The sequence below is a fragment of the Streptomyces aureus genome, from assembly GCF_000725495.1.
Lineage (GTDB): Bacteria > Actinomycetota > Actinomycetes > Streptomycetales > Streptomycetaceae > Streptomyces > Streptomyces aureus_B.
Map to the genome: position 1 here is coordinate 1 of NZ_JNZD01000045.1, position 15543 is coordinate 15543.

Genomic DNA, 15543 nt, shown 5'->3' on the forward strand with positions numbered 1-15543 from the left:
CAAGGTGTTCGTCCAGGGCGCGGTCTGGAACATCGACTCCTTCGACCAGTGGGGCGTCGAACTCGGCAAGGTCCTCGCCAAGCGCGTCGAACCCGCCCTTACCGAAGGCGCCGAGGTACCGGGGCTGGACGCGTCGACCCAGGCGCTCGTCACCAAGTACCGGACGCTGCGCGGTCGTTGAGCCTGAATGAGGGGAAGCGGGCGGCGGGAGTCCGCCCGCTTCCCGTAGCATCCCTGGTGATCACGAAGGCGATCGTCCGGGGGAGCGGAAAATGGCCGGGGCACGTGAGCGATGGACCAGGGACAGACTGACGGTCGGGACCTTCCTGAAACCGAAACGGATGGCGAAGGCGCTGTTCCACCCCGCGTGGATCCCCGAGCCCGTCGATCCGTCGGTGGAGCGCCTCAAGCGCGTGCGGGTCGTCGCCGGAGCCGTCGCGGCGTTCGGCGTGTACACCTTCGTGCAGCACAAGTTCGACTCCACGCAGATCCTGGGCAACATCCTGACGGCGGCCGCCGTCCTGTTGTTCATCACACCGCTGACCGTGGGCGTGATGCTGTTCGTGTGGCGGCGCACCGGTACCGTCCGGCAGCTGAGGCGCCCGCTCCTGAGCTCGCTCAAACTGCTGCTGCTGTTCATCGGCACGGCCGTGGTCGCCGTGCTGCTCATGCAACTGGCCACCGCCGTCGGCGGCGCCGCGCTGGTCCCGCTCGGATTCGTGGCGCTCTATCTGATCGCGGTCGTCGCCTACGGCGCGGTCACGCTGTCGGGGAACTACTTCGGTTCCGGGGCCGTGCACCGCTGTCTGCCGCCGCTGCTCGCCTCGGTGACGACCTGGCTGATGGCGATCCCCGACCTGGTCACCGGTGACCTGCACGGCCTCAGCCTCAAGATGGGCATCGTCTTCATCCTGGGCGCCCCGGTGACCGTCACCGCCATCGCCGTCCTGGAGATGAACCGGCTCCGCCGCCACTACGGCATCCGGCTGCGCGCCCACCCGGCGACCCTGCCGGCACCGCGCCCCGTGGCCCCGCCCGCCTACCCGCCGCCCGGCGGTTTCGTTCCGCCGCAGGGGACGCCCTTCGGGCCCGGGAACCCTTACGCCCCCCATCCCTGGGGGAACCCACCCGGGCCGGGTACGCGGCAGCACCCGTACGGGTCAGGACCGTACGGAACCTGACCGGGATCAGGCCGCCGCGCTCAGGGTGTCCGCCGGCCGGCGGCGGGCCGCCCGGGCGGCGGGCAGGGCGGCGAGCGTGGCCGCGCCCAGCACGGCGGCGCCGCCGAACAGCAGCAGAAGCACGGCGGACGGTCCCCGTGCGACGCCCGCGCCGATGCCGCTCGACCTGCCCTGGGCATCGATCAGCCAGTGCGCGAGGGGCAGCCCCACAGCCGTGGCGACGAGAACCGCCGCGAAGGCCGTGCACCCCGTGGCCGTCACGGTGATCGCGGTGATCTGCCGCGGCGTCAGCCCGATCGCCTTCAACGCCAGCAGATCCCGCTCGCCCTCACGGACGGTGCCGCCGATCGCGGTGAGCAGTTCGATGAGCCCGATCAGGGCCAGTACGGCGATCAGTCCCAGGACGACTCCGCGGAGCGGTGAGAGCCCGTCGGCCGGGTTGGTCACGGCGTGCACGTCGAAGGCTCCGTGCGCGGCCGCGGTCAGCTCCGTGGCCACCCGACGCGGGTCCGCGCCGGGGCGCAACTGGAGCTGGTAGAGGGTGGGCCGGAGTTCCGGGTCGTTCTCGCGGAGGGTGTCGAGCGAGGTGGAGATGACCCGGCCGCCGTTCTCCGGCTCGATGCTCCGCCCCACGATGTGCAGGATCTGCGGCTGGGCGCCCACGGTCACGCGCACCCAGTCTCCGACCCGCACGTCGAGCAGGTCGAGCAGGCCCTGACCCGCCACCGCCTCGTCGGGTCCGCGCGCGGGGCGGCCCTCGGCCAGCGAGAACGGGTAGGGGTCCTGGTGTGTGCCGAGGCCGCGCAGCGCGATCGTGCCGGTCTGGCCGGGGACCAGGGCGGGCACCTGGATGCCCGGGTGGACACCGGTGACCCGCGGGTTCCCCTCGAGCAGGGCCCGCACCCCGGAATCGCTCAGACTTCCGTCCGGCCGGACGGTGAGCGCGGCCGCGAGGCCGAACTGCTCGGGCCTGCTGTGGAAGCGCTCGATGGTCGTCCAGGCGCTCATGGCCACCACGATCAGCAGCAGGGGCAGCGCGAGACGGGCGACCGTGGCCGACGAGCGGGACCGACGGGTGAACGCCTTGTGCCAGCCCAGGACCAACGCGGACGGCAGCCGCAGCCCCAGCGCCCGGCGTGCCGGACGCGGCAGCCCGCCACCGAGCGGTGCCGCGGCGCGCAGCCCCGGCACCGGGGACACCCGTCCGGCCCGCCAGGCGGCGAGTCCGGTCGTCGCGGCGATGAACAGCACCGCGGCCGCGGGCACGGAGAAGAGCGCCGCGGTGTGTCCCGGCAGTCCCTGCCACACACCGACCGCGTCCCCGAGGCGCCCCGGGACCCGGCTGCCCAGCGCCTGTGTGAGCGCGCCGGCGAGCACGGCGCCCAGCAGCGCGAACGCCACGTGCTGCAGCAGGAAGATCCGCACCACCTGGCCCGGCGTGAACCCGATCGCCTTCAGCACCGAGATGTCCCGCAGATGCCCACGGATACGAGTGCCGATCGCACCGTGCACGGCGAGCCCCGCCGCGACGAGGGCGCCGAGGCCGAACAGGCCGAGAACCTGCCCGAGCAGCCGGTTGTCGCCCTGCGCCTCGGCCCGCGCCTGCTGCCAGGAGGAGACTTCGGTGACCGCGCCGGCCCCGAGGAGGGTGACGGCCCGCTGGACCGCGTAGTCCGTGTCGCCGGGATCGGTCAGCCGCAGCCCGATCACCTGCCCGGTGTGTCCGGCGGTGCCGCGGACCGCCGACGGGAGCGTCCACACCAGGCCCGGCCGCTCCCCCGGGCTGTAACGGGGCTCGGCGCTGTCGGCCACGCCCAGCACGGTCAGCTTCCGGGTGGTGCCGGGCACGGTGAGGGTGTCCCCCGGTTCGGCCCACAGCGCCCGGGCGAGGCTGCTCTCCAACACCACGCCGTCCGCCCGGGTGGGGTCGAGCCAGCGTCCGGAGGCGAGCAGAGGGCGCCCCGTGGAGGGCTGCCCGGTGGCGCCGCGCAGCTCGACCACGGCACGGGTCCCCCGTGATTCGACGGCGGTCGCGGCCGTCGGGTAGGGGCCCGCGACGGAGTCCACGCCGTCCACGTCGGCGAGTCTGTGCGCGTCCGAGGACGGTCCGGTATGGATCCATACGTGTGCGCCGTGCGACTGGGTGAAGACCCGCTGCCAGGGGTTGGTCGCGTAGCCGAAGAGCGCGGCGGCCAGCAGCAACGAGGTGACGATCCCGGCGGTGGCGAGCACGATGAACAGCGCCTCACCCCGGTGGGTGCGCAGATCGGCGTGCGCCCAGCGCAACGTGGCACGCATCCCCGCTCAGCCCCTCGGCTCGCGGGCGAAGGCGGCGAAGGCGGTGAAGGCAGCGGAGAGGGCGGTGGGGGCCGAGGACGTGAGGGAACCGACCCGGCACACGGACGCCGAAGGCCCGTGGGAAGGGATGCCCCAGGCCGGGGGCGCGGGCGAGGTGCGGGCGACGGGAGGCGCGGAGGAGGTGCGGGCGACGGGGGATGCGGGGGAGGCGGAGGCGGCGACGGGGGTCGCGGCCGCGTGGGGGGTGATCGAGAGGGAGCGCATGTCGCTTCAGTCCTTCAGTTCCAGCACGCCGGATATCCCCAGGCCCCGCGAAGGTGTGCCGTCGAGTTCCGCGTCGTCGGCGATCCGGCCGTCGAAGAAGCTGATCACCCGGTCCGCGGCGCTCGCGAGCCGCGCGTCGTGGGTGACCAGCACGATCGTCTGGCCTCGCTGGTGGAAGCGGGACAGCAGCCGGGTCACCTCCCGGGTGCCCTTGCTGTCCAGGCTGCCCGCGGGCTCGTCGGCGAGCAGCAGGGGCGGGTGGTTGACCAGCGCCCTGGCCAGCGCGACGCGCTGTTGCTCACCTCCGGACAGCTCGCCCGGCATGCTGCGCTCCTTGCCCTGGAGGCCCAGTTCGGCGAGGAGCTGTTCGCGCTCGGCGCGGGCCTGCTTGGAGGAGACCCCGGCGAGCAGGGCGGGCAGCTCGACGTTGTCGGCGACCGACAGGTTCGACACCAGGTTGAAGAACTGGAACACGATGCCGATGCGGCGCCGGCGCTCGACCGCCCAGCGGGCCTCGCCGTATCCGTCCGTGCGGACGCCGTCCAGCCAGATGCTGCCGGAATCCGGCCGCTGGAGGCCGCCGAGCAGATGCAGCAGGGTCGACTTCCCGGCGCCGGAAGGACCGGTGACGGCCACGAACTCACCCCGTCGTACGGAGAGGTCGACGCCGCGCACGGCGCGTGCCGGAGCCCCTTCGCCGTAGTGGGTCTTGACCAGGTTCTCCGCGCGCAGCACGGCGGCCTCCCCGGCACACGGCGAAGGGCTCTCGGGCCGCGCCGACGGGTTCTCGGCGCGCGACACGGGAGGGGTGCGGCTCATTGCTCCTCCAACTCCTCCTGGCAGCGCTCCAGCCAGTCGAGATCGGCCTGCAGATGCAGCATGGCGCCCTCGATGAGCAGATGGGACATGCGGTTGTCCCGGTTCTCGGTCGTGGCGAGCTTCGACAGTTCGCGCATGGTGTTCAGATACCGGCGCCGCTGCTTGTTGATCAGGGCGATCTGGTCGGCGAGACCGGTCTGCGGCGCGAGCGCGAGCTTCATGAAGAACTCGTCCCGTACCCGCGGCTCGTCCGCCGTCTCCTCGTACCAGGCGCGCAGCGCCTCACGCCCGGCGTCGGTGAGGTGGTAGATCTTCTTGTTGGGCCGGCTCGACTGCTCGACTTCCTCGCCCTCGATCAGTCCCGACTTCTCGAGGCGGCCGAGCGTCACGTAGATCTGGCCGACGTTCGGCTGAGGGTACGCGGAGCCCAGCAGTTGCTCAAGGTCCTGCTTGAGCTCGTAGCCATGGGCCGGGCCGCGCGCCAGCAGCGCCAGGAGGGGCAGCCGCACTCGTGCTCTCCTCCCCCCTCTTCTCTCTCTTCTTCTCGTTCGCCCTCGGGGCGTCCCAGCCGCTCACGGCATACTCGTCGAGTGCCGCGGGCCCATGTGCCGAACACCATGGGCCGGAGGCCAATGTGCCGGGGGCCCTAGTATCGCCCATACCTAACAGGTATACATGGCCTCTGACCCCGGGCGAAGGTGCCCGGTGCCGGTGTACAGGGAGGAACCTATGCGGTGGATACGTGCCGCCGGTAGGGGCCTCCTGATCGCCGCGGTGGTCCTGTCCGGTTGCGTCGCCTCGGGCTCGCCCGCCGACGGCACGCGCGAGGGCGGGCGCGGTCCGCTGACGCTGGCCACCGCAGGTGATCTCACCAGCTATCTCGGGCCGCTGCTCGACGACTGGAACCGCGCGCACCCCGGTGAGAAGGTCACCCTCGTCGAACTCCCCGACTCCGCGGACGAGACCCACGCGCAGATGACCACCGACCTGCGCGGCGGTGACCGCAGCCGCTTCGACGTCCTCAACATCGATGTCGCCTGGACCTCGGAGTTCGCCGCCGCCGGCTGGATCTCCCCGCTGCCCCGCGACCGCTTCCCCCTCGACACCTTCCTGCCTCCGGTGGTCGAGACGGCGAGGTACGACGGGAAGCTGTACGCCGTCCCGTACGTCACCAACGCCGGACTGCTCCTCTACCGCAAGGACATCCTGGCCAAGGAGGGCGTCGCGCCGCCGCGTACCTGGGCGGAGCTGGAGAAACAGGCCCGGACCATCGCGCCGAAATACGGGCTCGACGGATACGCGGGTCAGTTCCTGCCCTACGAGGGACTCACCGTGAACGCCGCCGAGGCGGTCTACTCGGCGGGCGGCACGATCCTCGGCGACGAGGGCGAGCGCGTCACCGTGGACTCCGCGGCCGCCCGTGAGGGCATCGGCTTCCTCGCCGACGGCGTCCGCGACGGCTGGATACCGAGGAAGGCGCTGACGTACAAGGAGCAGGAGTCCAAACAGGCCTTCCAGGACGGCCGTCTCCTCTTCCTGCGCAACTGGCCCTACGCCTACGTCAGTGCCTCCGCCCCGGGATCGGCCGTCGCGGGAAAGGTGGGCGCGGTTCCGCTGCCCGGGCCCGACGGACCGGGGACGAGCGTGCTCGGCGGCTCGAACCTCGCGGTCAACGCGCTGGCCAGGCACCCCGATTCCGCGGCGCGTCTGATCGCGTACCTCACGAGTGAACGGGTGCAGCGGCAGGTCCTCACCAAGGGCGCGCTGCCGCCCGTACGGGCGGACCTCTACGAGGATCCCGAGCTGGTCCGGGAGTTCCCGTACCTGCCGACGCTGCGTGCCGGTGTGCTCGCCGCGGCGCCGCGCCCCAAGAGCCCCCGCTACGACCAGGTGAGCCTCGTCGTGCAGGCCGTCGTGCACGACGCGATGACCGGGCGTCAGACTCCCGAGGCCGCCGTGCGCCGGCTGGCGCGCGAGCTGGCCGACATCTCGCACCGGGGCTGACCCCCCTCTTCGTCGCATCCAGCGACCCCTTCCTAGTTACATGTTAGGTAACGCCACCGTCTCATCTCGGGCTGAGTGGGCCGAAAAATGCTCATTTAAAGGGGCAGCCTGTCGATACCTTCTGTCTACTCGTTGACATCTCCGCGACACGCCTACCTAACATGTATGCATAACCGAAGGCACGCACAGACAGGTCAACGGGTGACGCTCAACACGCACCGCTGGTGGCGCGACGCAGTGATCTACCAGGTGTACGTCCGGAGCTTTCTGGACAGCACCGGGGACGGCATCGGTGATCTCGCCGGCGTCCGGGCCGGACTGCCGTATCTGAAGAAGCTCGGGGTCGACGGCATCTGGCTGAGCCCCTTCTACCCCTCGCCGCAGCACGACCACGGCTACGACGTGGCCGACTACTGCGACGTGGACCCGCTCTTCGGCGACCTGGCCGAGTTCGACCTGCTGATGACGGACGCCCGGCGCCTCGGCATCCGGGTGCTCCTGGACATCGTCCCCAACCACTGCTCCAGCGAGCACCCGTGGTTCCGTGAGGCGCTGGACTCGGCGCCCGGCGGCACCGCCCGCGCCCGTTTCCACTTCGCCGACGGCCGGGGACCGGACGGCGCCGAACCGCCCAACAACTGGCACGCGATGTTCGGCGGCCCCGCCTGGAGCAGGGTCACGGAGCGGGACGGCGCCCCCGGTCAGTGGTACCTGCACATGTTCACGCCGGAGCAGCCCGACCTGAACTGGCGCAACCCCGAGGTCGGCGGCCACTTCGACCACGTACTGCGCTTCTGGCTCGACCGGGGCGTCGACGGCTTCCGCATCGACGTGGCCGCCGGGCTCTACAAGCACCCCGGACTGCCGGACTCGCCCGACCCCGAGGCCGACGCCCGCACCCGCGACTCGGTCAATCCGCTCGCCTGGAACCAGCCCGAGGTGCACGGTGTCTGGCGCCACTGGCGGTCGGTGTGCGAGGAGTACACCGCCGAGGACGGCCGGGAACGACTGCTCGTCGGCGAGGTCTCCGTGCCGACCGCACGCGAGCACGCCCGGTACGTACGCCACGACGAGCTGCACCAGGCCTTCTTCTTCGACCTGCTGAGCGCGCCCTGGAACGCCGAGGCCTTCCGCAAGGTCATCTCCGAGGCCATGCAGGACATCGCCGGCACCGGCTCGACGGTCACCTGGGTGCTCAACAACCATGACCAGGTCCGCACCGTCACCCGCTACGGCGAACTGGGCACCGAGGGCAGCGGTCTGGGTGCCGCCCGGGCCCGTGCCGCCGCGCTGCTGATGCTGGCACTGCCCGGAGCCGCGTACATCTACCAGGGCGAGGAGCTGGGGCTGCCCGAGGTCGTCGACCTTCCCGACGACGTGCTCACCGATCCGATATTCCGCCGCACCGGAAGCCGTGCGCGCATCCGCGACGGATGCCGGGTGCCGCTGCCCTGGTCGGGGCACGCGTCGCCGTTCGGCTTCACCTCGGGTGCGGAGAGCGCCAAGCCGTGGCTGCCGCAGCCCGCCTACTTCGCGGAGTACGCGACCGACCGCGCACTGACCGACACCCGCTCCTTCTGGCACCTCTACCGCGACGGACTCCACCTGCGCTCCGGGCTGCCCCAGCTGGGTGACGGCGAGCTGCGCTGGCTGGACACCCAGCCCGGTGTCCTCGGCTTCGTCCGCGGCGACGGGCTGGTGTGCGCCGTCAACTTCGGCTCCGCGCCGACACCCGCGCCGGTCTCCGGGACCCCGCTGCTCTCCAGCGGCCCCTGCGCGCCCGGCGTCCTGCCCGGCTCGACGGCCGCCTGGTGGATCAGCGACTCGGCCAACCCCTGAGCCCTACGGCCGCGTTCGCCCCACGGCCTTCCCCTCCCCGAACCCCACTCTGCCCACCCGTCCTTGACGATCCGTCAATTCCCACTCCCTGAAGGGACATCAACGATGATGCGACGACGTACGAACCTGCTCGCGAGCTGCACCGCCCTCGCCCTGGCACTCGGTGCGACCGCCTGCGGAGGCGGCCCCGTCTCCGCCGGCGGCGGCGACAAGTCGCTCGACGGCCAGACGATCACCGTGGCCGGTGTGTGGTCCGGCAGCGAGCAGAAGAACTTCCAGAAGGTGCTGGACGCCTTCACCGAGAAGACCGGCGCCAAGACGCAGTTCGTCTCCACCGGTGACAACGTCTCCACCGTCATCGGAAGCAAGATCGAGGGCGGCAAGGCCCCCGACGTGGTGATGGTCCCGCAGGTCGGCGTGCTCCAGCAGTTCGCGAAGCAGGGCTGGCTCGCGCCGCTGTCCAAGACCGCCACAGCGGCGGTCGACGCCGACTACGCGAGCGTGTGGAAGAACTACGGCAGCGTCGACGGCACGCTGTACGGGCTCTACTTCAAGGCCGCCCACAAGTCCACCGTCTGGTACAGCCCCGAGGCCCTCGACCAGGCGGGCGTCAAGCCGCCGACGACCTACGACGCGCTGCTGAAGGCCGGCCACACGGTCTCCGACTCGGGTCTCGCAGCCTTCTCCGTCGCCGGACAGGACGGCTGGACGCTCACCGACTGGTTCGAGAACATCTACCTCTCCCAGGCCGGGCCCGAGAAGTACGACGCCCTGGCCGCCCACCGGATCAAGTGGACGGACCCGACGGTGGTCGAGGCCCTCACCACCCTCGGCAAGCTCTTCAAGGACAAGCAGCTGATGGCCGGGGGCCAGAAGGGGGCCCTGAACACGGACTTCCCGGGCTCCGTCGAGAAGGTGTTCGGCCCCAAGCCCGAGGCCGGCATGGTCTACGAGGGCGACTTCGTGGCCGGGGTCGCCAAGGACCAGTTCGGCAGGAAGATCGGCGAGGACGCGAACTTCTTCCCCTTCCCGGCGGTCGGCGGCGGCAAGGCTCCCGTGGTCAGCGGCGGCGACGCGGCCGTCGTCCTCAAGGACGGCAAGAACCGGAAGGCCGCCATGCGGTTCCTGGAGTACCTGACGACCCCCGAGGCGTCCGCGGTCTGGGCCCGGGCGGGCGGCTTCCTGTCCCCGAACAAGAAACTCGACCTCGCCTCCTACGGTGACGACGTCACCCGCGAGACCGCCAAGTCCCTGGTCGCGGCCGGAGACTCGGTCCGCTTCGACATGTCCGACCAGGCCCCGGCCGCGTTCGGCGGCACCAAGGGCGCCGGTGAGTGGAAGATCCTCCAGGACTTCCTGCGCGACCCGTCCGACCCCAAGGGGACCGCGGCCGAGCTGGAGAGCGCGGCGGCCAAGGCGTACAAGGGCTGATCGCGCATGACCGCCACGCTCCTCAAAGAGGCGAGCCCGCCCACGGTCACCCCGGCCGGCCGCAGACGGCGAGCCCGGCGCCGGGGCCGGATCGTCGCCGTAGCCTTCGTCCTCCCCGCCCTGCTCCTGCTCGGCGCGCTCGTCGTCTATCCCGTGCTGTTCTCCGTGGGCCGCAGCTTCTTCGACGCCTCGGGGACACGGTTCGTGGGCGGTGACAACTACACCGAGATGTTCCGCGACCCGGCCACGATCAAGGCCGTCCGCAACACGGCGATCTGGGTCGTCGTCGCACCGACCCTGCTCACCGGCCTCGGCCTCGTCCTAGCCGTCCTCGTCGAAAAGGTGCGCTGGGCAACGGCGTTCAAGCTGTTGCTGTTCATGCCGATGGCGGTCTCCTTCCTCGCCGCGGGCATCATCTTCCGGCTCGCCTACGACGAGGACCCCGACAAGGGCGTGCTGAACGCCGCCGTCGTCTCCGTGCACGACGCCTTCTCGGGAACCTCGGCCTACCCGGCCGCCCGCGCCCGCGAGGGCCAGGGCCTGACCAAGGCCGCCGACGGTTCCTACGGGACGACCGCTCCCACGAAGCCGGGCCACACCGTCGGCCTCGGCCTGGTCGGCGTACTCCCCGCGGACCTGCCGCAGGGCGCGCGGCCCGCGTACTCCGCCGCCCGGCGGACGGCGGCGTCCGACGAACTGCGCGGTGTCGTCTACCTGGACTTCACCCGCGGCGGGGGAGGGGAGCAGGGAAGGGCCGACCGGAACGAGAGCGGACTGCCCGGGATGAGGGTCGAGTCGCTGCGGGACGGCCACACGGTCGCGAGCGCCACCACCGCGGCCGACGGCTCCTTCCGCTTCCAGGACCTCGGCCCCGGCTCGTACACCGTGCGGCTGCCCGCGTCGAACTTCGCCCCGCCGTACGAGGGCGTCTCCTGGCTGGGACCCGCGCTCGTCACGCCGGCCGTCATCGGCGCCTACCTGTGGATCTGGACCGGCTTCGCCATGGTGCTCATCGGCGCCGGGCTCGCCGCGCTGCCGCGTGACGCGCTGGAGGCGGCCCGGATGGACGGGGCGAACGAGTGGCAGATCTTCCGCCGGATCACGGTCCCGCTGCTCGCACCGGTACTGACCGTCGTCTTCGTGACCCTCGTCATCAACGTGATGAAGGTCTTCGACCTCGTCTACATCATCGCGCCGGGCCCGGTGCAGGAGGACGCCACCGTCCTGGCCACCCAGATGTGGCTGGTGTCGTTCGGCGGCGGCAACAACCAGGGCCTCGGCAGCGCGCTCGGAGTCCTGCTGCTGCTCCTGGTGATCCCCGCCATGGTCTTCAACGTCCGCCGTTTCCGAGGGAGTCAACGATGAACGCGCTCAGGCGAGGGCTCGGCAGCAGCCTGGTGCAGGCGTTTCTCGTCGTCGTCGGCCTGGTGTGGCTCACCCCGCTCGCGGGCCTGTTCCTGTCCTCGCTGCGGTCGGCCCAGGACACCGCGCGGGGTGGCTGGTGGACCGCGCTGAAGAGCCCGGGGCAGCTGTCCTTCGACAACTACTCCGCCCTGCTGGGCAACGCGGGGATGACCCAGGCGTTCTGGAACACCGTTCTGATCTCGGTCCCGGCGACCGTCCTCGTCGTCGTCATCGCCGCGCTCGCCGGATACGCCTTCGCCTGGCTGGACTTCCCGGGGCGCGACGCGATCTTCCTGCTGGTCGTCGCGCTGCTGGTGGTGCCGGTACAGATCGGACTGCTGCCGGTGGCCAAACTCTTCGGGCAGCTGGGGCTGTTCGGCACGATCCCCGGAGTCGTCCTCTTCCACGTCTCCTACGGCCTGCCGTTCGCGATCTTCCTGTTGCGCAACTACTTCGCGGAGATGCCCAAGGAGATGCTGGAGGCCGCGCGCATGGACGGGGGGAGCGAGTGGCGCATCTTCACCCGGCTGGTCCTCCCGGTGGGCCGGCCGGCCATCGCCAGCCTCGCCATCTTCCAGTTCCTCTGGGTCTGGAACGACATGCTGGTCGCCCTGCTCTTCGCCGACAGTTCCGCCCAGCCGCTGACGGTCGAACTCCAGTCGCAGATCAGGCAGTTCGGAAGCAACATCGATGTGCTGGCTCCGGGGGCGTTCCTGTCCCTGGTGGTCCCGGTGGCGGTCTTCTTCGCCTTCCAGCGGCACTTCGTCCAGGGGGTGATGGCGGGGTCGGTGAAGTGACGGCGGGCCTCACGGCCCCGCCGACTCCTGCCCGCCCGTCTCCCGTGGCCCGGCGCCGGGACCTGACCCCCGGCGCCGGTCCGACCCCGAACGCCGGAGGAGCCGAGACTCGGCTCCTCCGGCGTTCGGGGTGCGGGTCCGCTCAGGCGGACGCCGGTGGATACAGCGAGCGCGGCAGTTGGGACGCCGCCGCCGCGTCCAGGAGCCACAGGGTGCGGGCACGGCCGTACGCGCCCGCCGCCGGCGCCTGGATCTCGCCCGCGCCGGACAGCGCGATCGCCGCCGCCTGCGCCTTGTCCTCGCCCGCCGCGAGCAGCCACACCTCACGGGCGGAGCGGATCGCGGGCAGGGTCAGCGAGATCCGGGTGGGCGGCGGCTTGGGCGCGCCGTGCACGCCGACCACCGTGCGCTCCGTCTCCCGCACCGCGGGCAGCTCCGGGAAGAGCGAGGCCACATGGGTGTCCGGACCGACGCCCAGCATCAGGACGTCGAACACCGGGACCGGCCCGTGGTTCTCCGGCCCGGCGGCCTTCGCGAGCTCCGCCGCGTACGACTCCGCCGCCGCCTCGACGTCGGCACCGTAGGGACCGTCGGACGCGGGCATCGGGTGCACCCGCGCCGGGTCCAGCGGCACCGCGTCGAGCAGGGCCGCGCGGGCCTGGGTGTCGTTGCGGTCGGGGTCGCCCTCGGGGAGGTAACGCTCGTCGCCCCACCACAGGTCGAGGCGCGCCCAGTCGACGGCGTCCCGGGCGGGCGCCGACGAGAGCGCCGCGAGGAGCCCGTTGCCGTTGCGCCCGCCGGTGAGCACGATCGACGCGTAGCCGCGCGAGGCCTGCGCGTCCACGATCTTCGTGATCAGCCGCGCCGCCGCGGCCTCGGCCATCAGTTCCTTGTCGCGGTGGACGACCAGCTGGGGGGTGTTCACTCGGCGGCCGCCTTGTCCGCCGCCTTCTTGGCGAGCGTCTCGGCCACCCCGGCGGGGGAGTCCTTGGCGACCTGGGCCGCCTTCGTGGCGGTCGCGGTGCCGCCCGAGGAGCCGGACCCGGCGGTGTCCGCCGTCGCGTTCAGCCGGTCCACGCCGAAGCGCAGCGCCGAGGCGTACGTGTCGTCCGGGTCGAGGCGGCGCAGCTCCTCCGCCATCAGCTCGGCCGTGTCCCGGCGCTTGAGCGCCACCGCACGGTCGGGCTGCCCCTGGATGGAGAGCGTCGCGAGGGTGCCGTCGGCGCGGTCGAGCACGATCGGGCCGCAGCTCGTGTCCAGCCGGACCGCGGTGAGCCCCGGACCGGAGGACAGCGACCGCTTGACGGGCACCTCCAGCCGGTCCGCGAGCCACATCGCGAGCAGCTCGCAGCTGGGGTTGAACTCCTCGCCCTCCACCTCGACCGAGTCCACGTCGCAGGTGACCTGGTCCAGGGCCGCGGCCAGCATCGAGCGCCAGGGCGTGATGCGGGTCCACGACAGGTCCGTGTCACCCGGGGTGTAGGCCTCGGCGCGGGCGTTGAGTTCCCGTACCGGGGCCTCGGCGGCGTAGGTGTCGGTCACCCGGCGCTGCGCGAGCGCGCCGAGCGGGTCGTTCGCCGGGTCGAGCGGAGCGTTGACCGGCCACCACACGACGACGGGCGCGTCCGGCAGCAGCAGCGGCAGGACGACCGACTGGGCGTGGTTGATCACCTCGCCGTACAGGCGCAGCACCACCGTCTCGCCGGTGCCCGCCTCCGCCCCGAGCCGCACCTCGGCGTCGAGGCGCGAGGTCGTGCGGTCGCGGGGGGAGCGGGAGACGCGCTTGATGACCACGAGGGTGCGCGAGGGGTGCTCGCGCGAGGCCTCGTTGGCGGCCTTCAGGGCGTCGTAGGCGTTCTCCTCGTCGGTGACGATGACGAGGGTGAGCACCATGCCGACGGCGGGCGTGCCGATGGCGCGGCGGCCCTGGACGAGGGCCTTGTTGACCTTGCTGGCCGTGGTGTCCGTGAGATCGGTCTTCATGGGCGACGCCAGCTCCGTCCGTCTCGTTCGAGCATTTCGTCGGCCTCGACGGGTCCCCAGGTGCCCGAGGCGTACTGGGCGGGCTTGCCGTGCTTGTCCCAGTACTGCTCGATCGGGTCGAGGATCTTCCAGGACAGCTCGACCTCCTCCGTGCGCGGGAAGAGGTTCGAGTCGCCGAGGAGCACGTCGAGGATCAGACGCTCGTACGCCTCGGGGCTCGACTCGGTGAACGACTCGCCGTAGGCGAAGTCCATCGAGACGTCCCGGATCTCCATCGAGGTGCCGGGCACCTTGGAGCCGAAGCGGACCGTGACGCCCTCGTCGGGCTGGACGCGGAAGACGATCGCGTTCTGGCCCAGCTCCTCCGTCGCCGTGTGGTCGAAGGGGGAGTGCGGGGCGCGCTGGAAGACGACCGCGATCTCGGTGACGCGGCGGCCGAGGCGCTTGCCGGTGCGCAGGTAGAAGGGGACGCCCGCCCAGCGGCGGTTGTCCACCTCGACCTTGATGGCGGCGAAGGTGTCGGTCTTCGACTTGGGGTCGATACCGTCCTCCTGGAGGTAGCCGGCGACCTTCTCGCCGCCCTGCCACCCCGACGCGTACTGGCCGCGGACCGTGCTCTTGCCCAGGTCCTTCGGCAGCCGGGTCGCCCCGAGCACCTTGACCTTCTCCGCCGCGAGCGCGTCCGCGTCGAAGGAGGAGGGCTCCTCCATGGCGGTCAGCGCCATCAGCTGGAGCAGGTGGTTCTGGATGACGTCACGGGCGGCGCCGATGCCGTCGTAGTAGCCGGCCCGGCCGCCGATGCCGATGTCCTCGGCCATCGTGATCTGCACGTGGTCGACGAAGGACCGGTTCCAGATCGGCTCGAACATCGTGTTGGCGAAGCGCAGCGCCAGGATGTTCTGGACCGTCTCCTTGCCCAGGTAGTGGTCGATGCGGAAGACCTGGTCCGAACCGAAGACCTCGTGCACGATCGCGTTGAGTTCCTCGGCCGACTTGAGGTCGTGGCCGAAGGGCTTCTCGATGACCGCGCGGCGCCAGGACCCGTCCGACTGGTCCGCCAGCTTGTGCTTCTTGAGCTGTTGGATGACCACCGGGAACGCGGACGGCGGCACCGACAGGTAGAAGGCGAAGTTGCCGCCCGTTCCCTGGGCCTTGTCCAGCTCCTCGATGGTGGAGCGCAGCCGGTCGAAGGCGTCGTCGTCGTCGAAGGTGCCCTGGACGAAGCGCATGCCCTGGACGAGCTGCTGCCAGACCTCCTCGCGGAAGGGGGTGCGGGCGTGCTCCTTGACCGCGTCGTGGACCTCCTGGGCGAAGTCCTCGTGGGCCCACTCGCGGCGGGCGAAGCCGACGAGCGAGAAGCCCGGCGGAAGGAGACCCCGGTTGGCGAGGTCGTACACCGCGGGCATCAGCTTTTTACGTGACAAATCGCCCGTGACGCCGAAGATGACCAGGCCCGACGGCCCCGCGATACGCGGGAGCCGTCGGTCTGCGGGGTCACGCAGCGGGTTGCTGCTCGACAAGAT

The 15543-nt window shown here is 71.4% G+C and carries 13 protein-coding genes and 1 pseudogene; 7 read left to right on the forward strand and 7 right to left on the reverse strand.

The window, feature by feature from the left end; all coding sequences use genetic code 11:
* Both IO36_RS34155 and IO36_RS34160 read left to right on the forward strand, forming a co-directional pair.
* Positions 1–181, forward strand: a pseudogene (locus IO36_RS34155) (glucose-6-phosphate isomerase); the annotation flags it as partial.
* Between the two features lie 91 nt (positions 182–272).
* The gene (locus IO36_RS34160; RefSeq protein WP_037625810.1) at positions 273–1181 is read left to right on the forward strand and encodes a hypothetical protein; all 909 of its coding nucleotides are present in this window, start codon (positions 273–275) and stop codon (positions 1179–1181) included.
* Between the two features lie 6 nt (positions 1182–1187).
* On the opposite strand, the gene IO36_RS34165 is transcribed toward IO36_RS34160, so the two are convergent.
* From IO36_RS34165 to IO36_RS34180, 4 genes are read right to left on the reverse strand one after another with little or no spacing between them, the layout of a single operon-like run.
* Positions 1188–3479 (reverse strand): ABC transporter permease, encoded by a 2292-nt coding sequence (locus IO36_RS34165; RefSeq protein WP_037625812.1) that lies wholly within the window; start codon positions 3477–3479, stop codon positions 1188–1190.
* Positions 3480–3485: 6 nt separating this feature from the next.
* On the reverse strand, positions 3486–3743 hold the full coding sequence (locus IO36_RS34170) for a hypothetical protein (protein WP_037625814.1): 258 nt from the start codon (positions 3741–3743) through the stop codon (positions 3486–3488).
* 6 nt (positions 3744–3749) lie between these two features.
* Positions 3750–4562, reverse strand: a complete 813-nt coding sequence (locus IO36_RS34175; protein WP_167347436.1) for an ABC transporter ATP-binding protein — start codon at positions 4560–4562, stop codon at positions 3750–3752.
* Positions 4559–5071, reverse strand: coding sequence for a PadR family transcriptional regulator (locus IO36_RS34180; protein ID WP_037625816.1), 513 nt, complete (start codon positions 5069–5071; stop codon positions 4559–4561). The genes IO36_RS34175 and IO36_RS34180 overlap by 4 nt, the downstream gene beginning before the upstream one ends.
* Before the next feature lie 220 nt (positions 5072–5291).
* Between IO36_RS34180 and IO36_RS34185 the strand changes: the two genes are divergently transcribed.
* The 5 genes from IO36_RS34185 (at position 5292) to IO36_RS34205 (ending at position 12037) form a co-directional block, all read left to right on the forward strand.
* Entirely contained in the window at positions 5292–6566 is a 1275-nt protein-coding gene (locus IO36_RS34185) for an ABC transporter substrate-binding protein (RefSeq protein ID WP_037625817.1), read from the forward strand.
* A gap of 165 nt (positions 6567–6731) precedes the next feature.
* Positions 6732–8405, forward strand: coding sequence for a glycoside hydrolase family 13 protein (locus IO36_RS34190; protein ID WP_051901163.1), 1674 nt, complete (start codon positions 6732–6734; stop codon positions 8403–8405).
* 105 nt (positions 8406–8510) lie between these two features.
* A complete protein-coding gene (locus tag IO36_RS34195; protein ID WP_037625821.1) occupies positions 8511–9836 on the forward strand; it encodes an ABC transporter substrate-binding protein in 1326 nt (441 codons plus the stop codon).
* Between the two features lie 6 nt (positions 9837–9842).
* On the forward strand, positions 9843–11201 hold the full coding sequence (locus IO36_RS34200; RefSeq protein ID WP_037625823.1) for an ABC transporter permease: 1359 nt from the start codon (positions 9843–9845) through the stop codon (positions 11199–11201).
* Positions 11198–12037, forward strand: coding sequence for a carbohydrate ABC transporter permease (locus IO36_RS34205; protein ID WP_037625825.1), 840 nt, complete (start codon positions 11198–11200; stop codon positions 12035–12037). Before IO36_RS34200 ends, IO36_RS34205 begins: the two co-directional genes overlap by 4 nt.
* 142 nt (positions 12038–12179) lie before the next feature.
* Here IO36_RS34205 and pgl read toward each other — a convergent pair whose 3' ends face one another.
* The 3 genes from pgl to zwf are packed head-to-tail and all read right to left on the reverse strand — an operon-like array spanning position 12180 to position 15543.
* Entirely contained in the window at positions 12180–12962 is a 783-nt protein-coding gene (pgl, locus tag IO36_RS34210) for a 6-phosphogluconolactonase (RefSeq protein WP_037625827.1), read from the reverse strand.
* Entirely contained in the window at positions 12959–14020 is a 1062-nt protein-coding gene (opcA, locus tag IO36_RS34215) for a glucose-6-phosphate dehydrogenase assembly protein OpcA (RefSeq protein ID WP_037625828.1), read from the reverse strand. Before opcA ends, pgl begins: the two co-directional genes overlap by 4 nt.
* A complete protein-coding gene (gene zwf, locus IO36_RS34220) occupies positions 14017–15543 on the reverse strand; it encodes a glucose-6-phosphate dehydrogenase (protein ID WP_342455138.1) in 1527 nt (508 codons plus the stop codon). Before zwf ends, opcA begins: the two co-directional genes overlap by 4 nt.

Coding starts and splice junctions, on each gene's coding strand:
- IO36_RS34170 (WP_037625814.1), bottom strand. CDS start 3,743: ATGCGCTCCCTCTCGATCACCCCCCACGCGGCCGCGACCCCCGTCGCC.
- IO36_RS34205 (WP_037625825.1), top strand. CDS start 11,198: ATGAACGCGCTCAGGCGAGGGCTCGGCAGCAGCCTGGTGCAGGCGTTT.
- IO36_RS34175 (WP_167347436.1), bottom strand. CDS start 4,562: ATGAGCCGCACCCCTCCCGTGTCGCGCGCCGAGAACCCGTCGGCGCGG.
- IO36_RS34185 (WP_037625817.1), top strand. CDS start 5,292: ATGCGGTGGATACGTGCCGCCGGTAGGGGCCTCCTGATCGCCGCGGTG.
- IO36_RS34190 (WP_051901163.1), top strand. CDS start 6,732: ATGCATAACCGAAGGCACGCACAGACAGGTCAACGGGTGACGCTCAAC.
- IO36_RS34200 (WP_037625823.1), top strand. CDS start 9,843: ATGACCGCCACGCTCCTCAAAGAGGCGAGCCCGCCCACGGTCACCCCG.
- IO36_RS34165 (WP_037625812.1), bottom strand. CDS start 3,479: ATGCGTGCCACGTTGCGCTGGGCGCACGCCGATCTGCGCACCCACCGG.
- opcA (WP_037625828.1), bottom strand. CDS start 14,020: ATGAAGACCGATCTCACGGACACCACGGCCAGCAAGGTCAACAAGGCC.
- IO36_RS34160 (WP_037625810.1), top strand. CDS start 273: ATGGCCGGGGCACGTGAGCGATGGACCAGGGACAGACTGACGGTCGGG.
- IO36_RS34195 (WP_037625821.1), top strand. CDS start 8,511: ATGATGCGACGACGTACGAACCTGCTCGCGAGCTGCACCGCCCTCGCC.